Here is a 22,098-nt window from a genome sequence, read left to right on the forward strand (position 1 = left end):
ATCATGAAAAAAATACATACAGTTTTAATCCTTTTATTCCTTACCGGAATTATGCAAGCACAAGACAGACCACAACCAAAACCAGGAAATCCGCCTGTAGTCAACATCAAAAAACCACAAACTTTTGTTTTGGCAAACGGAATGAAAGTTTTGATTGTTGAAAACCATAAACTACCAAGAGTAAGCTTTAATCTTACTCTGGATAATGCACCTTTTACAGAAGGAAACAAAAAAGGTGTTGACGACTTAACAAGCAGTTTAATTGGTAACGGAACTAAAAAAACAACCAAAGAGGCTTTTAATGAAGAAATTGACTTTTACGGAGCCAGTATTAACTTCTCATCTCAGGGCGCTTATGCAAGTTCACTTTCAAAATATTCAGGACGTGTATTAGAGCTTTTAGCAGAAGGAGCTTTACAGCCAAATTTCACCCAAACTGAATTTGACAAAGAAAAAGCAAAAATAATCGAAGGTCTTAAAGCCGATGAAAAAAGCGTTCCGGCAATTGCAAACCGCGTAGTGGACGTATTAGCTTTTGGAAAAAACCATCCTGCCGGTGAGTATTTATCTGAAGAAACAGTAAAAAATGTAACCCTTGCAGATGTTCAGACAAATTATGCTACTTATTTTGTTCCCGAAAACGCTTATTTAGTTATTATTGGTGATATCAAATTTAAAGAAACCAAATCGGCAGTTGAAAAGCTTTTTAGCGGATGGAAAAAACAAGCAGCACCAAAAAATACATATCCTAACCCGGAAAATGTTTCTAAGCTTCAAATTGATTTTGTAGATGTTCCAAATGCGGTTCAATCTGAGATTTCGTTAGTAAATACAGTTAATTTAAGAATGAGTGATCCTGATTTTTTCCCTGCTGTAATTGCAAATCAAATTTTAGGAGGTGACTTCAATAGTTATTTAAACATGAATCTGCGCGAGCAGCATGCCTGGACTTATGGTGCAAACTCAAGTATTGGAAGCGGAAAATATGTAACTAAATTCAAAGCTTCGTCTGCTGTAAGAAACACAGTTACAGACAGTGCCGTAGTTCAGTTTATAAAAGAAATCAAAAGAATTCGCACCGAAAGAGTAGATCCGGAAGTTTTAAGAAATGTAAAAGCAGGATATATTGGTCGTTTTGTAATGCAGGTCGAAAAACCTCAGGCGGTTGCGCGTTACGCATTGAATATTGAAACCGAAAAACTTCCGGCAGATTTCTACGAAAAATACATTCAGACTATTAACAATGTTACCGCTGATGATATTTATCGCGTAGCCAACAAATATTTCCTTTTAGACAATATGCGAATTGTAATTGCAGGAAAAGGTTCTGATGTAATTACTGGTTTAGAAAAACTTCAAATTCCGATTTTCTATTTTGATAAATACGGAAACCCAATCGAAAAACCGGTAACTAAAAAAGAAGCACCAACCGGAGTTACAGCAAAAACCGTTTTTGAAAACTACATAAAAGCAATTGGTGGCGAAAAAGCAGTTTTGGCAGTAAAAACATTAGCGATGAACGGAACTACCACAGTACCACAGGCACCAGCTCCTCTGACTTTTACTTCTAAATTGGATTCTAAAGGAAAAATGATGGTTTCGCTTGCAATGGGAACCATGAATTTGATGAAGCAGGTAGTTAATGATAAAGGAGCTTACATAGAACAACAAGGACAACGCAAAAACCTTGAAGGTGATGATCTTAAAGAAATGAAAGCAAATGCGGCTCCGTTTGAAGAACTTCAATTAGTAAAAAGAACTGATTTAAAGGTAGACAGCATTGAACCTATTAACGGAAGCGATGCTTACGCAATAAAAGACGGTAAAACGACTTACTTTTATGATGTAAAATCAGGATTGAAAGTAGCAGAATCTAAAGTTCGCGAACAAGGAGGAAAATCAGCCACACAAATAACAAACTTCAACGACTATAAAGAAGTAAAAGGCGTAAAAGTTCCTTTTAATTTAATTCAGAATGTAGGTTTTGAATTAGACATCAAAATGTCGGATATTAAAATCAACGAAGGAGTTTCTGATTCAGATTTTCTTTAAAAAGATCCAAAGGTTCAAAGGTCCAGAGGCTCAAAGCGACAAAGGTTCTGAGTTACTGAGATACTAAGATTTTAAAAGCCTTGTCAAAGTTGAAAACTTTGACAAGGCTTTTTTATTTTTTAGCAGTTTTTTTGTCAGGCTGAGCGAAGTCGAAGCCCTATTCCTATTAGCACGTTCTTTAACTTCGCTCAGAGTGACATTCGTTGGAAACAATCAATTATTTCTTAGCCGACAAATAAACTCCAATCAAAATAATAAACGCTCCAAAAAACTGAATTGGGGTAAGCATTTCATTATCTAATAACCCCCAAAAGAAAGCTACAATCGGAATTAAATAAGTTACAGATGTTGCAAAAACAGGTGATGACATTTGTATCAGTTTAAAGAATAAAATATTAGCAATTCCGGTTCCTAAAACACCTAAGATCATTACAAAAAAGACAGAATGCTGTGTTATATCAATATTTATTCTATTAGAAATATCTGTTGTACTTAAAATAATTAAAGCCGGCAATAACAAAACTGTAAAATTTCCTGTTGTGATACTTACCGAATTTAAATCAGATAAATATTTCTTTATTAGGTTCACGTTTATTGCATAACAAAGTGTCGCAATTACAACCAAAAGAACATAATAGTAATTTTGTCCCGGATGTGCTGATGCTCCGCTTAAAACCAAAAGTAAACACCCTATTAAACCGACAAAAACACCAACAACTTGTCGCTTCTGAAACTGAATTCCAAAAATAATAATCCCCAGAACCAAAGTATTAAGAGGCGTCAAAGAATTTAAAATTGCCACAATCGAGCTATCAACCTGAGTTTCGGCAATGGCAAAAAGATAGGCGGGAGTAAAAGTTCCGAAAAAAGAAGTTATAGCAACAAATTTCCACTGACGACGTGAAATTTTCTTTAAACTTTTAAAACCAACAAGTAATAAAAACAAGGCTGCAAAAATAATTCTAAATGAACCTACCTGAATCGCCGTTAAACCAACAAGCCCTCTTTTGATTAAAATAAAAGAACTTCCCCAAATAAGCGAAAGAACCAGCAAATAAGCCCACTTTAATTGTTTTGCATCCATATACAGTCTTTTACTGCAAAATTGTACTATTTTTATGAACTGACCTCTTGAATTTTATTAATTTTGCAACAAACATATTGACAACTTAAAATCATATATAATGAAATTTACAAAAATCATAGCAGCAGTAGCAATAGCAAGTTTAACATTAGTTAGCTGTAAAAAAGAAGAAGACAAAAATCTGGCAAACATAAAACCTTTAGAAACAACTTCTAAAGAGCACAAAGCAATTGCCGCTGAAAATGTACAAAAAGCAAGTTTCGAAATCGAAGGTATGACTTGTGCAATGGGATGCGCCAAAACAATTGAAAAAGAACTATCAGGTCTTGACGGAGTTGAAAAAGCAACTGTTGATTTTGATAAAAAAACAGCAACCATTACTTTCGACAAAACGGTTCAAAATCAGGAATCTTTAACTAAAGTCATTCAGGCAACAGGAGACGGTAAAACATATAAAGTTTCGAATTTCAAATCTTAAGACTTAAAAACTCAACTATTAAAAAAAGGAATCCAATTGGATTCCTTTTTTTATTTATTTCCACTTCAATGTTTCCATAATACGTTGCATATCATTTTTGATATAACTTGCGGCTGGCATAACCGAATCGAAATTTGGTTTAGCATAAAAGTAAACCGATCCTGTTATAAAATGCTTTGTACTGTCTGTAACGTAAAATTGTGAGTTTGTAGCAGCGTTTCCGTCTACCTGATAAAACATTCCGTAAACCTTTTTTTCGGGGTTTAAATACGGTTGTTCCAGAATATCATCGGCTTTTATTACGTGTTCGTATGTCAGCTTTTGAGCATCTTTTAAAAGCTTTTCAATATCGCCATTCACAGGTTTATAAGTCAGATAGATTGTCGCTTTCATTTTTGGATATGTAATCGCAAATCCACAGTTTTTCTCGCCTTTTATAGTCGCATCTTCATTCATATCAAAAGCAAAAGGACAATTGTTTTCAAAATGCACATATTTTGCTTCGGGATAATCTAAACGTAAAAAACTTGCCGGTTTTGGCAACACATCATCTTTACAACTTACAACAGTTAATGTCAGTAAAATTACCGCTGCTGAAATTATCTTTTTTAACATCTTAATCTATTGTTACTTTTATTTGTTTTATACGCTTTTTATCGACTGTTTCTATGGTAAAAATACAGTTCTGAAAAGCTATTTTTTGATCTTTTTTAGGGAAATTACCCAAAATTTCCAGAATAAATCCGGCCAGAGTTTCTGCTTCGCCTTTATGAGCTTCAAAGATATCTTCATCAACATCAATAATTCTGTAGAAATCTTTGAGGTTAATTTTTCCTTCAAACAGAAAATTCTTTTCATCTATTTGTGAGAAATTCAGATTTTCATCATCAAACTCATCGCTTATATCCCCTACTATTTCCTCAATAACATCTTCTAAAGACACCAAACCTGAGGTTCCGCCATATTCATCCACCACAATTGCCAAATGGCTTTTCAGGCCCTGAAAATCCTTTAATAAGTTGTCCAGTTTTTTATTCTCCGGAACAAAAAAGGCTTTTCGCATCAGAGATGGCCATTCAAATTCTTCTTTGTCAATATGAGGCAATAAATCTTTAACAAACAAAACGCCTTCAATCTGGTCAATATTGTCTCTGTAAACCGGAATTCTCGAAAATCCTTTCTCAATAATTTTAGGACAAATAGCCGAAAATGGTTCAGAAATTTCCAAGGCAAAAATATCAATCCTCGGACTCATAACCTGCTTGGTATCTGTATTACCAAAAGAAACAATTCCTTCCAGAATTTTCTGTTCTTCGGTTGATGTTCCTTCAGAATCTGTAAGTTCCAACGCCTGAGAAAGCTGATTTATCGAAAAACTATTTTTCTGTTTCCCTAATTTATTGTGCAAATATAAGGTAACGCTGCGCATGGGCAAACTTATTGGTGAGAGTAATTTATCCAGAAAAGCAATTGGATAAGCTACTCTTTTTGCAAATTTTATATTGTTTCGGCTTGCGTAAACTTTTGGCAAAACTTCAGCAAACAGCAAAATCAGAAAAGTTACAAGAATAACTTCGAGAATAAATTTTAAAACCGGAGAATCTACATCAGAAAATATATTTCGTCCTATAAAAGAAAACAAAATAACAACTCCAATGTTTAAGAAATTATTTGCCACTAAAAGCGTAGCCAATAGTTTTTTAGGTTTATCCAAAAGATTGGAAATAATTTTTCCTTTAGAGAGATTTTCGTTCAATGTCTCATCAATATCTTTTTGAGACAAGGAGAAAAAAGCGACTTCGGCACCTGAAACAATCGCCGATAAGAGTAACAAGATAAATATTCCGACAAAACCAATAATTAAATTGATGTCAAAAGTGGTATTAAGAAATAAACTGGGCTCTGGGTCCAAATTAAAAAAGATTAATTAAACAATCAAAAAGGCAGGTCGTTTATAGGCAAGCCTTCATTCGTTGCGTCAAAGGTAGTATTTTTTGCGGATTCCTGTTCTTGATTAGGTTTATGATTTCCGGTTTCTTTTTTGGTAGTCAGGAAGGTAAACTCGGTAACCTGAATTTCGGTAGTATATTTTGTTGTACCGTCTTCTGCTTGCCACTGACGTGATTTTATGCGTCCTTCAACATAAATTTTATCTCCTTTAGATAAATATTTTTCACAAATTTCTGCCGCTTTATTGCGAACAACTAAATTATGCCACTCCGTTGAAGTTATTTTTTCATTGGTTGTCTTATTAATATAAACTTCATTTGTAGCCAGCTGAAAACGCCCTATGCAATTCCCGCCATCAAAATAATGCATTTTTACATCATCTCCTAAATGGCCAATTAGCATCACCTTATTTAATGTTCCGTTCATAGTTTTTAAGTCGTATTTCTACCAAAGATACATTTTTTTAGCAATTTATTTCCTGCTTTTCAATAAAATTATAAATCACAATTGGAAACGGAAATTTTTTTAACTCACTGACAACCAAACCGTTTTCTAATTTTTCAGCAATTTTAATCTTCCAGAACTGAATATGAAGATGTTGATGCGAAAGTTTATGAACCACGGTCGCTTCATCACACCCTTCTATACCTATTATATTATATGTAGAAAACAAATCGTTCTGAACAGCATTTGAAACTGTCGTAAAATCGGCAATATCAGTGGTTTCAAAAAGCGGGAATTCGTATAAATTATGCCAAATTCCTTTCGCCTCTCTTTTCTGTATTAAAGTATTTCCTAAAACATCTTCTAAAATCAAATAATTAAAGAAACGATTGGTCACTTTTAGCTTTTTAGATTTTACAGGCAATGCAGGCACTTTCTTTTTTTGGAGAGCCGCACAACTTTCATTAAAATCACATACTTTGCAATCCGGACTTTTAGGTACACATTGCAAAGCTCCAAATTCCATTATCGCCTGATTAAAAATTGCAGGAGTATCTTTTGGCATTAATTCGAATGCCAGTTCCGTAAACTCTTTTTTAGTAGCCGATAAAGCAATATCCGACTCTATATCAAAATAACGGGAAAGCACTCTGAAAACATTTCCGTCTACAACAGGAACAGCTTCATTATAAGAGAAAGAAGCGATTGCAGCGGCCGTATATTCACCTACTCCTTTTAATTTTAATAACTCTTTGTAGTTTTCAGGAAAAACTCCATCTAACTCATTTGCGACATATTGAGCCGTTTTATGCAAATTTCTGGCACGAGAATAATACCCTAAACCCTGCCAAAGTTTCAAAACCTGCTCTTCTGAGGCATTTGCCAGGCGAAAAACTGTAGGAAATTCTTTTATAAACGAAAAAAAATAAGGCATTCCTTGCGCAACTCTCGTTTGTTGAAGCATAATTTCTGAGAGCCAAATTAGGTAAGGATCGGTCGTATTTCGCCATGGCAAATCACGTTTGTTTTGTAAATACCAATTTATCAATATGTTATGAAAATTCATCGTAAAATACTTAGAATACAAAAGTAAATGTTTATGTAATTAAAATTTAACGAATTAGCTTGATTAATTATTTTTTTAATTCCTATATTTGCAAACTCAAAAAAATAGTACATCATTTATAAAATAAAATAGGAAAGAAAATGACGAAAGCAGATATCGTAGCGAAAATTTCAGAAAAACTAGGTCTTGAAAAAGGAGATGTTCAAGCAACAGTAGAAACTTTTATGGAAGAAGTTAAGACTTCATTAGAAACTGGTGATAATGTTTACCTAAGAGGTTTCGGAAGCTTTATCGTTAAAACCAGAGCTGAAAAGACTGGTAGAAACATTTCTAAAAACACTACAATTAAAATTCCAGCTCACAACATTCCAGCATTTAAACCTGCAAAAGTTTTTGTAGAAGGAGTAAAAACGAACAACGAAGCAAAATAATACTATTAATTAACATAAAATCTGACACGATATGCCAAGTGGTAAAAAAAGAAAGAGACATAAGGTAGCTACTCACAAACGTAAAAAAAGAGCGAGAGCTAACCGTCACAAAAAGAAAAAGTAGTTTTAAACTACTTTTTTCTTTTTAAAAGTTCATTGAAATTTGGGAAATTTAAAAAATTCCAAAAAATAAAATCCAAAATCCAAAGATTAAGAAATCAAAACTGATTTAAATTTGGATTTGGAATTTTAAAATTGAGATTTAACTTTTCCCTCCGGGTTAATACCTGTTAAAAAATATTGTTTAATCCATCTGTAGATAAGATTTTAGATCTTAGATTTTAGATTTTAGATTTTCAAATCTATACTCTTCTCTCTATATTCTATTTTCTGAAAAAACAGATAAAAATTTACAGTGTGAATAAAGAATTAATCATTAGATCTAGTTCTGAAGCCGTAGATTTTGCCTTATTAAAAGATGGAAAACTAATTGAATTGCACAAAGAAGAAGAGAAAAGCAACTTTCAGGTTGGTGATATTTTTATTGCCAAAATCAGAAAACCAGTTGCCGGACTTAATGCTGCTTTTGTAAATGTAGGCTTCGAAAAAGATGCCTTTTTACATTATCACGATTTAGGTCCAAACTTAGCTTCCCAACTGAAATTCATAAAACTTGTAAGCGCAGGTAAATTAAAAGATTTCTCCCTAAAAACCTTTCAGTTTGAAAAAGAGATTGACAAAGATGGCATCATTACTGATATTTTAAGTGCCAATCAATCTGTTTTAGTTCAAGTAGTTAAAGAACCTATATCAACCAAAGGCCCAAGAATAAGTGCTGAGCTTTCATTGGCTGGAAGATTTATCGTTCTAGTTCCTTTTTCTGATCGTGTTTCTATTTCTCAAAAAATAGAAGACAAAAAAGAAAAGGATCGTCTAAAAAAACTTGTTCTATCGATCAAACCTAAAGGATTTGGTGTTATTGTTCGTACAGTAGCCGAAGGCAAAAACGTAGCCGAATTAGAAAAAGATTTGCAGAACCTGCTTGGCAGATGGACTGCAATGTGTAAAAAATTACCAACTGCTCATCATCCATCAAAAGTATTAGGAGAGCTTAACAGAGCTTCTTCAATATTAAGAGATGTTTTCAATGATACCTTTAGTGGTATTCAAATAGATGACGAAGAGTTGTACCATCAAACGAAGGAATATTTGCAAGAAATTGCCCCTTCAAAACAATCGATTGTTAAGTTTTATCAATCAAATGATACTCCCATTTTCGAGAAATACAATATAGAGAGACAAATCAAAACTTCTTTTGGCAGAACAGTTTCCATGAGTAAAGGTGCTTATCTTATCATTGAACATACTGAAGCACTTCACGTTATAGACGTAAACAGCGGAAACCGTTCAAACAAAGCAACCAACCAGGAAGACACCGCCATGGAAGTGAATATGATTGCCGCAGCAGAAATCGCAAGACAACTTCGTTTGCGAGATATGGGCGGAATAATCGTAGTTGATTTTATCGATATGTCTAATCCTGAAAACAGGAAAGTCTTGTTCGACTTCTTGCGAGAAGAAATGAGCGACGATAAAGCAAAGCATAAAATATTACCGCCAAGTAAATTTGGTTTAGTCCAGATTACCAGACAGCGAGTAAGACCAGAAGTTAATATTAAGACCAGAGAAGAAGATCCTAACAAAGAAAATGGCGAAATCGAAGCGCCAATTTTAATTATTGATAAGATCACCTCTGATTTAGAGAGACTTTTAAAAACCCACAATAAAGTTGTGCTTAACACACATCCGTTTGTGGCTGCATACCTCAGCAAAGGTTTTCCATCATTACGTTCAAAATGGTTTTTTGAACATAAGAAATGGGTGAAAATCATACCTCGTGACGCTTACACGTACTTAGAATACCATTTCTATGATAAAAAAGGAAATGTTATTTCAGAATAAAAAACAAAAACCGCCTCTCGAAAGATTGGCGGTTTTTTTGTGCTTTTTTTTTAGCCACGAATTCACGAATTAATTTTTATAATGATTCTTCAAACTGATGTCACCCTGAGCGATCCCGAGGCTTCGGGAGAAGGGCGCTCCAATTTACAAGTGGGCTTCGACTTCGCTCAGCCCGACACACCATAGCCTGCATAAAGAAGCAAAGTTTGGAATTTGGAATTTCAAAAAATTGGAATTTTCTTTTAAATTTTATTCCCTTACAATCTCAATTCTCCTTCTAATTTCATTTCCGGAAGCATCTACAACTGTAATATAATGTATTCCTGTTGTTGGTGTAATGGGCAATTCATGAAAGGTTTTAGTTGTTGCTTTGTACACATTATCAACATACCAAAACAACTCTTTATCTCTTTCAGAATACGCTACTTTTAAAATTACCGGCTGTACATTGCTGTTAAAATCCTTCGTTAAATAAATTTTACTGTTTGCTTTTGGATAAATAAAATCCATTGTTGTCGTTTGCGTTCCCTCACAACCCTCCTTAAAAGGCGGCAAAGGCAAATATTCGATATGCTGACTTTTGTAATACCAAGCCATTACGGGAGGTAAAACAAACCAGTTTTTAGTCACGATGTTCTCCACATTTTCGCAACTGCTGTTAACTTGAAATTGTTCCGTTTTATCTAAATGAACCGTTTTATGATACGGACAAACCACTGTAGATTTTCCTTTTTTGAAACCCATTGTTTGATTTTCGGACAATTATCTTTAGCCAGATAACCACTTAAACGACAAACCTCAACTTCTTCTAAATCTTTATATGGCGTATCAAACCATCTTTGTCTTGGTAATAAATTAAAAACGTCGAATAAAATTGGCGCAGCACTGGTAACCCCGGTTAATGTTGGACGCCCCTCTCCTGTTGCATTCCCAACCCAGATTCCCACAACATATCTGGAATTGGTTCCAATTGCCCACGCATCTCTGTTTCCAAAACTGGTTCCTGTTTTCCAGGCAATTTTAAGTGAACTGTCATAAAATTTCCATGCCTCATCTCCTTCTGGCCTGTTCACTTCTTCCATTGCGTTGTACGTTAACCAAATTGATCCTGCACCCAAAATATTCTTCTGATCTGTCTCTGAACCAAAATCAGGTATAAAATCATTTTTATAATTTAGTTCCGTAAATTCATTCGTTCGGTATTTACTATTGTTTTTGGTGTAATAATTTACCGTAGAGGAAAGATTGGCATACGTTCGGCATAAATCCCACAAATTACTTTCGGCACCGCCCAAAATAAGCGACAGGCCGTAATGATCCGGTGTTTTATTAATATTCTTTAGTTTGAATTTCTGCAGTTCTTCATAAAATTTATTCACTCCAAATTCCTGTAGCATTAAAACTGCCGGAATATTTAATGATCTTGACAAAGCACGATGTGCCGGAACGGCTCCATCAAAAGTAAGATTAAAATTTTGCGGAGTATAACCTGAAATTTGCGTTGGTATATCAGCAACGAGAGTATTTGGCAATAACTCGCCATCATCAAGCATAGCACCATATAAAAGTGGTTTTAGAATACTTCCTGTACTTCGTGGAGCATCAATAATATCCACATCTTTTTGATGATCTGCATCGGCAGGAGAATTCCCAACATAACTTATTACGTTTCTATTTTGCACATCGATTACCAAAATGGCCAGATTATGCACTTCATTTTGCTTGTATTGATTGTAATAATATCGCGCAATTTGATTTACACGATTTTGCAATGCATAATCAATCGTAGTTTTTACTCTTGTTCCTTCTTCATTTTTGGCTACTCTTTGAAGTAAATGAGGTGCAATTTGCGGCAGATCATACGGTTTTTGAGGCAATGGTTCTTCTATTGAAAGTTCGTATGTCTGTTTGTCTATTATCCCTTCCTCATGCAATTTCAGCAAAAGACGGTTTCTTTTATTTAAAAGTTTTATTTGATTTTTTCCCGGATAAATTAAGCTTGGCGCATTAGGTAAAACTGCCAAAACAGCATTCTCAGCCCATGATAATTGATTAGACTGAACACCAAAATAACGCCATGAAGCCATTTCTAATCCCACAACATTTCCTCCAAACGGAGCGTGTGCTGCATACATTTCGAGAATTTCATTTTTAGAATATCCTAATTCTAATCGCGTGGCGAGAATAATCTCAATAAGTTTCTCAAAATAAGTTCTGTTTTTACCTTTTCGCGATAAACGAATAACTTGCTGTGTAAGTGTACTTCCTCCTCTGACTACTTTCCCCGCTTTTCTGTTTTGTTTAAAAGCATTTACCATCGCTCCCGGATTAAATCCCGGATGTTTATAGAAGTATTCATCTTCAAAGTAAACAATGCATTTTTTGAACTTATCGGGCACACTGTCCTGCGCGGGAAAACGCCATTGACCGTCACGAGCAATTTTAGCTCCGAGTAATTCTCCTTCTTTACTTTCTATAACAGTCGAATACGGCTCTTTGAATAAAGTTCGGGGTATCGAAAAATAGTAAATCAGCAAGAGCAGAAATGCAATTGCTGATTTTACTTTGTTTCTTTTTATCCAGTTTATGATGCGTTGGAAAAACGCTTTTAATTTATTTTTCAATACTGATTATTTTACCGCAAAGGCGCTAAGTTATTCGCAATCCCGATAGCTATCGGGACGCAAAGATTTTTCTTCTCGCAGATTCCGCAGATTTAGCAGATTTTACTTTATCTGCTTGATTTGCAAAATCTGCGAGAAACTTTATTTTTTTGCCCACGGATTTTACGAATGAAACGAGTTTACACGGATATTTTTAATATAATCTGTGCGAATCTGTTTCATCCGTAAAACCCGTGGGCTATTTTATTTTCTACTTCACAACCTCAACCCAGAATCCTTTTGTTCTGGCTAAGAATGTATTATCATACATGGCTTCGCATTGTAATCCAGGTAAATAATAATTTCCTAAATACGATGCGTTTAACAGAATTCGGAAAACTTTGGTTTCTCTGGCTTTCATTCCGAAGTAGAAATTAGTCCTGTCATCTCGAATATCTATATAATCAGCAATGTTGTTTACTGCATCTCCGTAATCGGTGAAACGAGTGTTTACAATTTCGAATCCTGAAGGCAGAATTTGAGATAACGCTACATTCTGAACACTTTCTCCTCTTTGGTTTTTAATGGTAACTTCAGCAACAAACTCCGTTCCCTGGCTGATTTTTGAAACATTTATTACACTTCCTTTTCTGTTTTTGAAAACAATAGAAGCCGTAACATCGCTTTGTACAGCATTTTCTTGTCCGATTGGTAATATTCCAGTGTTTAAAACACGAACATAAACAGTGTTGTTTTTATTGTTTTTCAGTGTAATACTATTTGTTCCGGAAGCAACTGCTATACTGCGATCTGCAACTGATTTATTTGTATTGATCGTCTCGCCCTTTCCATTTTTACTAAACTGGATATTAATTCCTTTTGGACCATTACTAATCGCAAATTTAGACATTGCATACAGGCAATAAGCGGTGGTCTGCGTGCTCATCCATTGGTTGGCAGACATTTCTTTGGCTAATTTTGCTGCTGTTGCGAATGATTTTTGCTTTTGATCTAAAAGAATCATTGTTTCCAGAGCCATTGCACGATTTCTCTCATCTGAGCCATAATAGTAATAACTATAACCATCTGAACTGCCATCGATACTGGTACGTAAAAACAAACTTTGTCCCGCTGATTTTTGTCCTGCCAACACATAAGCAGCAGCCAAACGAAGCATGCTTTCATTCGAAATACCTTTTGTTTCCCGCAATCTGTTCATTGACGATAAATCGGCACTTCCGGCTAAAGCCAAAGTATATAAACGATAAGCCTGAGCTAAGTCATTTCCGTATTTTGGTTCAAAACGCCATTGTTTTGCTTCTTTTTGCTGATACCCCAACCATTTTGATTTAAAATTGATTGGCAATACATATCCCTTTTTCTCTGCCTCAATCAGGAAATGTCCTGCGTAAGAAGTTCCCCAATCATCTGCAATTGCATTTCCTTGCCAATAAGGCATCCCTCCATTTGACAATTGAAAGTTCCCCAATCTTGCGATTCCAGCCGTTACATTCTTTTGAATTAATCCTTTACGAACAGCATCAATATCAGCAACATCTCCCAGATACAATTGTGGGAAAACAGATGAAGTAGTCTGTTCTACACAACCATGTGGGTACTGAATCAGGAATTGTAATCTTCCATTCAAATTCATTGATGGCATTGACGAAACTTCAAGTCTTGCTTTATTACTTCCGGCAATACCAAATGTTTTCCATGAAATTGTTTTTGAGCTATTTGGTGTTAAAATAACATCTGTAAAAGTACTTGTAACCGGATTCGGATTCGTCATATCAATTTCTACATCATAAACCGATTTTTCGCTTCCGGACGTTGCTATAACCTGAACTTTTGCAATTCCGGTAGCAGCACCTACAACTAAATTAAAATAAGCCATTTTTTCATCTGGCTCAGTAAAACTTAGTTTCTGAACTGTACTTCCCATTATCTTCAAACCATTGCTGGTTTTTACCTGAATGGAAACATTTTTGATTTTATTTTCAGTTGCAAAAACGGTCACCGGTAGCGTTACTTTTTCTGATGGTGAAATTTTTCTTGGCAACGAAGCCAAAACCATCAACGGACTTTTAACCGGAGTTGCTTTTTCAACACTTCCGTAAGCGCTTGTCGCCGCATCTCCCGCCACAACCATTGTTCGGACTGAACCAATATATTTCGGGAGTTTTAACTGATGAGATTTCGTTTCTCCTTTTCCTAATTTAAATGGACCGTAATACAATACAACCGGTTTAAAACGGTTTGCTTTTTTGGCTTTTCCGCCACCTAAATCCTGATCTCCTCCAATACTGAAAATCTGATTTATTTTTCCTCCATATGCTCCAATTACATCATCATAAACGTCCCAGGTTTTTACCCCCAAAGCTTCACGAACATAGAAACTATCCCAGGCATTTGGAGTTTTAAAACGTGTTAAATCCAAGAGTCCTTCATCTACAACCGCAATGGTATACGTCATTTCTTTTCCTGATTTTTCGCCCACTTTTACTGTAAAAGCCTGTTCCGGTTTTAGAACGTCTGGCATTGAAAGCGTTGGAGTAAGAATGGTATTTTTGTCCACCACTTCAATCGGAACGATTCCGTACATACGAATAGGCGAATCGTTTTTAGTTGAGGCATGTGGCTGTAGTAACGTAATATTAAAATATACATTTGGCGCCATTGCACCGGTAATTGGAACTTCTACTTTTGTTTCTCCATTTTTAGTTTCGGCCCAAATAGTCTGAACCACTCGTGATCCGTTTTCGATAGAAATCAGAGCACGTCCGCCTTCGCTTGAAGGGAAAGATATCTGCGCTTTTTCTCCAACAGCATAGTTTTTCTTATCGGTAGAAAATACCAGCATATTTGCTGTAGAAGCGTCTCTGTTACGTGTTTTACCAGACCAGATTGGCCAGTCGATATTTACCGTTAATGCTGTTGCATGTCCATCTTCCTGATCTGCAACCCGAATGAGATATCGTCCCCATTCTTCATCTGTCAAAGAGAACTGAATACTTCCTTTTCCGCTTGAATCTGTATTGATTACATAGGTTTTATAAGATGTTGTTGCATTTGACGAATTATAATTAGACAAATTATCGCTCGAAGAGTCCCACCACCAGCGCCAATCTACTTTAAATACTTTTACTTCCAGATTTCGCACCGCTTTTGGTCTTCCGTTTTCATCTACAGTAACAATATCAAAACGGTTTGCTTTTCTGGTTTCAAGCATATTATATTTATTCAGCTCCGGAGATTTAATTCCAACGTAGGTTTTATACGGAGAATAAGTTGTAGACATAACGTCGGTACTAAAGTCTCCTCCTTCTTCATACACTTTGGTAATAAACGAAGCGCGAAGCATTCCCGGCGCCTGACCTTGTAATCTTGGCTGAATGTTTACAGCAGCTTTTCCGTTTTCATTTAATTTTCCGGAGAAAACATTGATTTCTTCTGTACTAAACTGACGAACTAAATCATCAAAAGTATATTTCTCATACCCTTTAAAAGTTGTGGTTTGCTGCGAAAACTTTGCCTGCATTTCAACATTTAAATTCTTGGCAATTGCACCGTGCAACCAGGTCACTTCCAGATTATCTGTATTTGGATAAGAGGAAGAAAGTGTTTTTCTGCTAAATGTATTTTTGATTTTTAAACGATTTGGTTTTATCGTTTCGATCTTGATGCTTTTATAGAATTTTGCCCCTCCAACGCTTACCATTGCTTCCCAGTTTCCTGTTGGAGCATCCTGATTTGTTGGAACTATAAAGACGTAATGATTCAAATCGTTTGTTTTCTGAACCGTCTGATAAACTGTTTTCCCATTCGGATCGTTTAATCTGAATTTAATTGGATGCGATTTTGGCAATTTGTTTGCTGCATCATTCAAAATAAATGACAAATACAAATTATCTCCCGGGCGCCAAACACCTCGTTCGCCATAAATAAATCCTTTTAATCCTTTTTGTAAAGTTTCGCCGGCAACATCAAAATTACTGACAGATAAAGAAAGCCCATCATCCAGTTTCACATAAGTAGACTGATCTCCTAAAGTTACAATAGCAAAATAAGCGAATTTATCTAATTGAAAAGAGGCAATTCCCTCACTGCTTGTTGCCTGAGTACTTATTTTTTGTTGCTGAAAGTTATACAGATCCACTCTTGCGTTTGAAACCGGCTCTGTTGTAACGATATTATTTACTGCAAATAAATAGGATTTGTTTTCTCCTCTTTTGGCAATAACTCCCAAATCTGACGCTAAAATATTGGTTGCGATTTTAGCATTGTAATAATACGATCCGGAGCAAGGGTCCTGACTTTCTCTCCACTCATAATCATCATAATAATAATCGTCGTAAGAGTTTCCGCTGTAGTTTACATCATTCTCATCCACTTCTTCTTCCTCGGCTTCATCATCGTTTCCTTCTGATGTTTCGCATTTATAGAGCGAATATTTCTTTTTATATTCAAATTCTACTCTGTAAATCGCTCCCGGCTCGGGTTTGATAATTTTAGATAAATCTAACGCATACGTATTCCATTTCGTCAGGTTTACAAGCGTACTTTCTTTTAAATTCAGTGTCGTTTTGGCAATTGGCTGCGCAACTTTCTTGAGGTTTTGTCCTCCGTTTAATTCGTTGTATTGCAAAAACTGCAAAATATTATTTTTGTATATTTTATAGACTTTTACATCGACAGCACTCAAATTTACTGCTTCAAAATTCAATTTTAAATTGTTTGAACTTGGTAGAATGGTTCCATTTTTAATAAAACGAACGTTTGGTTTGATTTGATCAAAAGAAATTTTCTCTGTATAATTTGCTTCTAATTTTTTGCCATATTGACTTTCAATTCCCTGAAAAACTTCTAGTAACAATTCACCTGTTACAACTTGTTCCGGTTCTTCATCAGGGACAACTTCAACAATATCTTCTGCCACGGCAGCGGCAGAATCTACTACAACAGCAGATGAGTCTACGGCAACAGCTGCAGAATCTACAGTAACAACCGCAGGTTCTTCGACAACCTGAACCGGCTCTTCTTGTTTAGGTGTATTCTGGTTTGTAAAATATACTTTTAGTAAATTTCCCTGAGTAGAAAATTTCAGATTATTAGTATTTTGAATGGATACTAATCCTTTAAAATCCTGCCCTTTCTCTAAAGGCTCAGAAAAATTAATTAAAACCGATTGATTATTTCCATCCGGAACTTCAACTTTTATGATTTTAAACTCGTTGATGCTTGTAATCGGAAAATCGATTTGTCCTTTTTGTTCAATATCAAAATCGCTTCCATCATAAATAATCTCCAAATTTGAAACTTCTGACTGACGTTGAATACTGTCAATTATAAAGCGAAATTCTTTCCCTGTACCTGAATTTTGCTCAAATTTAATTTTAAGGTCATTCCCGTTATGTTTGGCTTCAACTAATTTTCTGGCGGTTTCAATATCTATATTGTCTGCCGTTTTTAAAACACAGTTCAGATATTGGTATTCTTTGCTGTATGATTGAATATCGCCCGTATTTATGGTAAAATCCTGCTTAACTGTTTTAACTGTAAAGTTGAATTTGGACAATTCTTTTTCCTTCTCTTTTGGAATGGCAGTAAGTTTGTCTAAGTTTAAAGTAACCTGATATTCTGTGCCGGGTTTTAATTTTTTCTCCGGAATAAAAGCAATTGTATTGGTAGAAAGTGCTACTACTTTTCCGCTTACACTTGGCGAGATATCAAACAAATCATCGTCTAATTCCTGATTAGGTTTCCAATCGTTTTTATTAAAAGCCAAAACCACACGAATATCAGAATCTGAAGAAACGATTCCGCCTGTAAAACTGGTAATGTAATCTTTAAATAATGAAAAATCGGAGTTAAAATCTGCGGCTGATTTTCTGCCACAAGATTGAAAAATAAAAAACACAAAAAATACGAGAATCAATCCTTTTGCTTTCACTTTTACGTAGAGTTAAATGGTTAACAACTAAAATTTCTACCGTCAGCTATTCAAAACCAGAATAGTGACAACATAATCTTAATTTAACATAAAAGTATAATATTTTCTAATTGCTTTAAGAAGAAAATTCTCTAATAATGATTATTTAACTTTTGTTGAAGTTTAAACTGAATTTTAAAGCTCTGAGCCTAACTTGGATAAGATTTTGTTCATCTCAAGAAAATGGTTTTCTGTATTTGAAGCATAAAAAATCTGATTATTATTCATGACCATAATTACATCATCATCATAATTACCATAAAATTTAATTCCGTCAGTCCATTGTTTAAAAGATACATTTTTATCTTTAAAATTTTCAACAATTAATTCTATCTCTTCCTGTTCTAATTCATAAAAACATTCGCTCTGGAATTTAAGTGCAAATCCCGATTGAAGAAAAGCCATTGCAGTAAAAAATTCTGATAAAGTTTCGGCTTCCAGTTCCCATTTCTCTTTATCATAACTCATATATACAGGCGGGTCTGAACTTAGCAAATCGTCTTTGCGAATTCCCCAAACGCAGGCATGCTGGTTTTCTGTATAAAAAATTAAATAGTCACTGTTTTGATAGTACTGAAATCTTTCGGGTACAACCAATGAATCCTGCGTGTGATTTAAATCCTGATTCTTTCCTAATTCGCTGTAATAATCAATAAAAACCTGCGGAAGTTCTCCGGAAATATCTTTTATAATCTGAATTTCTTCATTGGTAAAACCTGCAGGTTCTGTGATATGAAATAGTTTTTTTATTATTGAAAAATCGGTCATAGTTTCCAAAGATTTATTCCCTTACTTACGTCTTTCCAAAAAGAAACGTTTCATTAAATCTGCCGCTTCATTGGCCATTACACCAGAAACTACAGTCGTTTTTGGGTGTAGTTTTGTTCCCATTGCCAAAAAACCTCTTTGTTCGTCGCGTGCTCCAAAAACAATTTTAGAAATCTGACTCCAATACAAAGCTCCCGCACACATCTGGCAAGGTTCGAGCGTGACATAAAGTGTACAATCTTTCAAATACTTTCCGCCCAGAAAATTAGCCGCTGCAGTAATAGATTGCATTTCGGCATGAGCAGTAACATCATTTAGTAATTCTGTCAGATTATGACTTCTGGCAATTACTTTATCGGCAACGACGATTATAGCTCCAACAGGAATTTCGCCTTTTTCATAGGCCATTTCTGCCTCCTGCAAAGCTTTTTTCATGAAATACTCGTCGGTAAAAGGATTTATCATAATTGCAAAAATACTATTTTACTATTTATTTTTTATTACATTTATTTTTTGATATTCTTACAATGTATAAAAAGTACAAATTATCGATTCCGGAACCCTGTACAGAAAACTGGGAAAAAATGATCCCAAATCAAAAGGGTCGGTTTTGTTTGAGTTGCTCAAAAACTGTCATCGATTTTACTGAAATGTTGCCGGAAGAAATTCAACATTTTTTCATTCAGAATTATGGTAAAAATATCTGCGGAAGAATACGAAAGTCACAATTAGACTCTATAACTATTCAAATTCCGGGTAGTGTTCTTTATTCGCAAACTCATTATCATAAAATGTTTTTACTGGCTTTGTTTATAGCTATGGGAACGACATTGTTTAGTTGTCAGGATAAAGACGGAAACAAACAAAAAATTGACAAGATCGAAGTCATTGAAGACTCATACCCTAAGACAAGCATCTCTAATCCAGACAACAAAACAAGTAAAGATGAATCCCAAAAATTTGAAAGCTCAAAATTTGCAAAACATAAAACTCACACAACTTACAAGAAAGTAAAATTTGTTCCGCCTGTAAAAACAAAATGCGGAGAAATAACAGAAAATGTTTACGAAGAAGACACTATGGTTTATGGAGGTATGGGAATTGATGTTTTGCCTGATTACCCAGGTGGAATAGATATATTTTATGAAAAGTTTAAATCAGAATTTGAAATACCTAGAAAGTTAAAGAGGTCTATTGGCGTAATAAAAATGTCTTTTGTTATTGAAAAAGACGGACAACTGAATGAAATAAAAATTATTGAAGATCTCGGTTTTGGAACTGGAGAGCAAGCTACTAGAGTTTTAGAAAAATCTATAAAATGGACACCGGGAGAAACCAAAGGAAGGAAGGTTAGAACTTTTTACGACCTGCCTATTATATTTGAACTCGATACTCTGAATCCAAAAAAAAGAAAAAGAAAATTTTCAAAAATTACCTCCATGAAAATTTTTAAAACCGGAGAAAGCAATGAACAAACTGAACTAAGTTTAAAACCATAAATTACAATTAGCGATTTTTTTTTCAAATTAATTTCTGGTATTTATTTTTTATTAAATTTATTCTCTGATATCTAGAAATGGAAACAAAACATAAAATAACGATTCCCAAACCATGCCATGAAAACTGGGACAAAATGATGCCAAAAGAAAATGGCCGTTTTTGTATGAGCTGTTCCAAAACTGTTGTCGACTTTACTTCTATGCTTCCGGAAGAAATTCAGCATTTCTTTATTCAAAATCAAAACAATAGAGTTTGCGGAAGATTTAAAAATGAGCAATTAAATGAGATAAATATTCAGATTCCATCTCAAATATTATACAGTCAAATCCATTATCCAAAAATGTTTTTATTGGCACTTTTTATAGTTATGGGTACTACATTATTTAGCTGTCAGGACAAGGACGGAAATAAACAAAAAATAGATAAAGTTGAAGTTGTAGAAGATACTAAACCAAAAACACAAATTCTTACAGGAGCTCCAGTAGTTAGTACAGGAATAGAAAACATCGAACATTCTAGACCTGGAAGTTATGGAGTTATTTATAATTCAAATGATTTAGACGTTGCAGCTGGTCCAAAAAATGGAATAAAAAAATTTAATTCTAATTTTTCAAAAAACCTTATCGCCGCGAAACAAGGAGAAATATCGGTTTTATTTGTAATTGAAGGTGATGGAAGTCTGAGCAATTTTAATGTGCTCAAAAATACAACTTCAGCAAGTGAAAAAGATATCATAAGCATTTTAGAAAAAACTCCAAAGTGGATTCCAGGTAAACGAAAAAATAAAGTTGTTCGATCCACTTACACTTTGCAAATTCCATTAAAGTAATTTAAAGAATGAAAACTAAAATAACCATTCCTGAACCATGCCATGAAAACTGGGACAAAATGACACCTACTGAAAATGGTCGTTTTTGTTTAAGCTGTTCTAAAACGGTTGTAGATTTTACGCCAATGCTTCAGGAAGAAATCCAACATTTTTTTATTCAAAATAAAAGCAACAAAATTTGCGGAAGATTTAGAAAATCGCAATTAGATTCTATTATAATTCAAATTCCTAGCCGAGTCTTATATTCACAAACAGGTTATCATAAAATGTTTTTGTTAGCATTATTTGTGGCAATGGGAACAACATTATTTAGTTGTCAAAATAAGGACGGGAGAAAGCAAAAAATTGATAAAGTTGAAATCACCAAGGATAAATCTAAATCAGACAGCACCATTGGAAAAGCTTTAATTAGCAAAAATGATTCTACCTGCACTGTTCCGCCGCCGCCGCTACCACCGTCCAGAAAAAATGAGAATGACATACATTCCGAAAAATATAAAAAAATGGTAAGTGGTGAAGTGATTTTAGAAGACCATAAAGAATCTGAGAACAAGTTGAAAAATCAAAAAAAAGATAAAACACTTTCAACAAACAACGTCAAAAAAGCTGAATCTGATTTTCTGACGGGTACTGTAATGCAGACAAATGCAGAATTTCCAGGCGGTATTGACCAATTTCATAGCTTTTTTATGAAAGAATATAAAAACCCTGAAAACGTAAATTATTGGAAACTCAATTTTACACTTGCTTTTGCAGTCGAAAAAAATGGCACTGTATCTTTTCTTGAATGCTCCCCAACAGTTGAAGAACCTTTAGAAAAAGAAATTATCCGGGTTTTAAGTTTATGTCCTAAATGGATGCCTGGTGAATCAAATGGAAAAAAAGTCAGGATGCTCTATTCTGTTCCTATTTTATTGAAATAAGACTCCGCAAGAAAAT

15 protein-coding genes and 1 pseudogene are annotated in these 22,098 nt (G+C 34.5%); 7 read left to right on the top strand and 9 right to left on the bottom strand.

Annotated features, from left to right (window positions below):
* Positions 1-3 precede the first annotated feature (3 nt).
* Positions 4-2,052: an insulinase family protein gene (locus OLM51_RS00080; protein ID WP_264552404.1), complete on the top strand. Its 2,049-nt coding sequence runs from the start codon at positions 4-6 to the stop codon at positions 2,050-2,052.
* 217 nt (positions 2,053-2,269) lie between these two features.
* Here OLM51_RS00080 and OLM51_RS00085 read toward each other — a convergent pair whose 3' ends face one another.
* On the bottom strand, positions 2,270-3,136 hold the full coding sequence (locus OLM51_RS00085) for a DMT family transporter (protein WP_264552405.1): 867 nt from the start codon (positions 3,134-3,136) through the stop codon (positions 2,270-2,272).
* A gap of 100 nt (positions 3,137-3,236) precedes the next feature.
* On the opposite strand from OLM51_RS00085, the gene OLM51_RS00090 reads away from it, so the two are divergent.
* Positions 3,237-3,614 (top strand): heavy-metal-associated domain-containing protein, encoded by a 378-nt coding sequence (locus tag OLM51_RS00090; RefSeq protein WP_264552406.1) that lies wholly within the window; start codon positions 3,237-3,239, stop codon positions 3,612-3,614.
* A 54-nt stretch (positions 3,615-3,668) separates the two neighbouring features.
* Here OLM51_RS00090 and gldD read toward each other — a convergent pair whose 3' ends face one another.
* Genes gldD through mutY form a run of 4 tightly spaced genes read right to left on the bottom strand, consistent with a single transcriptional unit; the run spans position 3,669 to position 7,074 of the window.
* Positions 3,669-4,229, bottom strand: coding sequence for a gliding motility lipoprotein GldD (gene gldD, locus OLM51_RS00095; protein ID WP_264552407.1), 561 nt, complete (start codon positions 4,227-4,229; stop codon positions 3,669-3,671).
* Position 4,230: 1 nt separating this feature from the next.
* A complete protein-coding gene (locus OLM51_RS00100) occupies positions 4,231-5,526 on the bottom strand; it encodes a gliding motility-associated protein GldE (RefSeq protein ID WP_264552408.1) in 1,296 nt (431 codons plus the stop codon).
* A 23-nt stretch (positions 5,527-5,549) separates the two neighbouring features.
* Positions 5,550-5,990, bottom strand: a complete 441-nt coding sequence (locus OLM51_RS00105; protein WP_264552409.1) for a single-stranded DNA-binding protein — start codon at positions 5,988-5,990, stop codon at positions 5,550-5,552.
* A 37-nt stretch (positions 5,991-6,027) separates the two neighbouring features.
* Positions 6,028-7,074, bottom strand: coding sequence for an A/G-specific adenine glycosylase (mutY, locus tag OLM51_RS00110; RefSeq protein ID WP_264552410.1), 1,047 nt, complete (start codon positions 7,072-7,074; stop codon positions 6,028-6,030).
* A gap of 140 nt (positions 7,075-7,214) precedes the next feature.
* Here mutY and OLM51_RS00115 point away from each other — a divergent pair, with 140 nt between their 5' ends.
* Positions 7,215-7,505 carry an HU family DNA-binding protein gene (locus OLM51_RS00115; RefSeq protein ID WP_007805026.1) on the top strand — a complete coding sequence of 97 codons (291 nt, stop codon included), beginning with the start codon at positions 7,215-7,217 and terminating at the stop codon, positions 7,503-7,505.
* A 417-nt stretch (positions 7,506-7,922) separates the two neighbouring features.
* Complete coding sequence (locus OLM51_RS00120) at positions 7,923-9,467, top strand: ribonuclease E/G (protein ID WP_213254879.1); 1,545 nt, start codon at positions 7,923-7,925, stop codon at positions 9,465-9,467.
* A gap of 249 nt (positions 9,468-9,716) precedes the next feature.
* Here the strand turns inward: OLM51_RS00120 and pbpC are convergent.
* From pbpC to OLM51_RS00140, 4 genes and pseudogenes are all read right to left on the bottom strand, one after another.
* Positions 9,717-12,091, bottom strand: a pseudogene (gene pbpC, locus OLM51_RS00125) (penicillin-binding protein 1C).
* 250 nt (positions 12,092-12,341) lie between these two features.
* The gene (locus OLM51_RS00130; protein ID WP_264552411.1) at positions 12,342-18,023 is read right to left on the bottom strand and encodes an alpha-2-macroglobulin family protein; all 5,682 of its coding nucleotides are present in this window, start codon (positions 18,021-18,023) and stop codon (positions 12,342-12,344) included.
* Positions 18,024-18,197: 174 nt separating this feature from the next.
* Positions 18,198-18,830: a hypothetical protein gene (locus tag OLM51_RS00135; protein ID WP_264552412.1), complete on the bottom strand. Its 633-nt coding sequence runs from the start codon at positions 18,828-18,830 to the stop codon at positions 18,198-18,200.
* Positions 18,831-18,851: 21 nt separating this feature from the next.
* Positions 18,852-19,295: a nucleoside deaminase gene (locus tag OLM51_RS00140; protein WP_264552413.1), complete on the bottom strand. Its 444-nt coding sequence runs from the start codon at positions 19,293-19,295 to the stop codon at positions 18,852-18,854.
* Between the two features lie 62 nt (positions 19,296-19,357).
* Here OLM51_RS00140 and OLM51_RS00145 point away from each other — a divergent pair, with 62 nt between their 5' ends.
* The 3 genes from OLM51_RS00145 (at position 19,358) to OLM51_RS00155 (ending at position 22,082) form a co-directional block, all read left to right on the top strand.
* Complete coding sequence (locus OLM51_RS00145) at positions 19,358-20,329, top strand: energy transducer TonB (RefSeq protein ID WP_264552414.1); 972 nt, start codon at positions 19,358-19,360, stop codon at positions 20,327-20,329.
* 77 nt (positions 20,330-20,406) lie between these two features.
* Positions 20,407-21,159 (top strand): hypothetical protein, encoded by a 753-nt coding sequence (locus OLM51_RS00150; RefSeq protein WP_264552415.1) that lies wholly within the window; start codon positions 20,407-20,409, stop codon positions 21,157-21,159.
* An 8-nt stretch (positions 21,160-21,167) separates the two neighbouring features.
* Positions 21,168-22,082, top strand: coding sequence for a hypothetical protein (locus tag OLM51_RS00155; RefSeq protein ID WP_264552416.1), 915 nt, complete (start codon positions 21,168-21,170; stop codon positions 22,080-22,082).
* Positions 22,083-22,098 lie beyond the last annotated feature (16 nt).

The organism is Flavobacterium sp. N2038 (genome assembly GCF_025947185.1).
Lineage (GTDB): Bacteria > Bacteroidota > Bacteroidia > Flavobacteriales > Flavobacteriaceae > Flavobacterium.

Coding starts and splice junctions, on each gene's coding strand:
- OLM51_RS00090 (WP_264552406.1), top strand. CDS start 3,237: ATGAAATTTACAAAAATCATAGCAGCAGTAGCAATAGCAAGTTTAACA.
- OLM51_RS00115 (WP_007805026.1), top strand. CDS start 7,215: ATGACGAAAGCAGATATCGTAGCGAAAATTTCAGAAAAACTAGGTCTT.
- OLM51_RS00135 (WP_264552412.1), bottom strand. CDS start 18,830: ATGACCGATTTTTCAATAATAAAAAAACTATTTCATATCACAGAACCT.
- OLM51_RS00105 (WP_264552409.1), bottom strand. CDS start 5,990: ATGAACGGAACATTAAATAAGGTGATGCTAATTGGCCATTTAGGAGAT.
- OLM51_RS00080 (WP_264552404.1), top strand. CDS start 4: ATGAAAAAAATACATACAGTTTTAATCCTTTTATTCCTTACCGGAATT.
- OLM51_RS00085 (WP_264552405.1), bottom strand. CDS start 3,136: ATGGATGCAAAACAATTAAAGTGGGCTTATTTGCTGGTTCTTTCGCTT.
- OLM51_RS00150 (WP_264552415.1), top strand. CDS start 20,407: ATGGAAACAAAACATAAAATAACGATTCCCAAACCATGCCATGAAAAC.
- OLM51_RS00145 (WP_264552414.1), top strand. CDS start 19,358: ATGTATAAAAAGTACAAATTATCGATTCCGGAACCCTGTACAGAAAAC.
- OLM51_RS00140 (WP_264552413.1), bottom strand. CDS start 19,295: ATGATAAATCCTTTTACCGACGAGTATTTCATGAAAAAAGCTTTGCAG.
- mutY (WP_264552410.1), bottom strand. CDS start 7,074: ATGAATTTTCATAACATATTGATAAATTGGTATTTACAAAACAAACGT.
- OLM51_RS00155 (WP_264552416.1), top strand. CDS start 21,168: ATGAAAACTAAAATAACCATTCCTGAACCATGCCATGAAAACTGGGAC.
- gldD (WP_264552407.1), bottom strand. CDS start 4,229: ATGTTAAAAAAGATAATTTCAGCAGCGGTAATTTTACTGACATTAACT.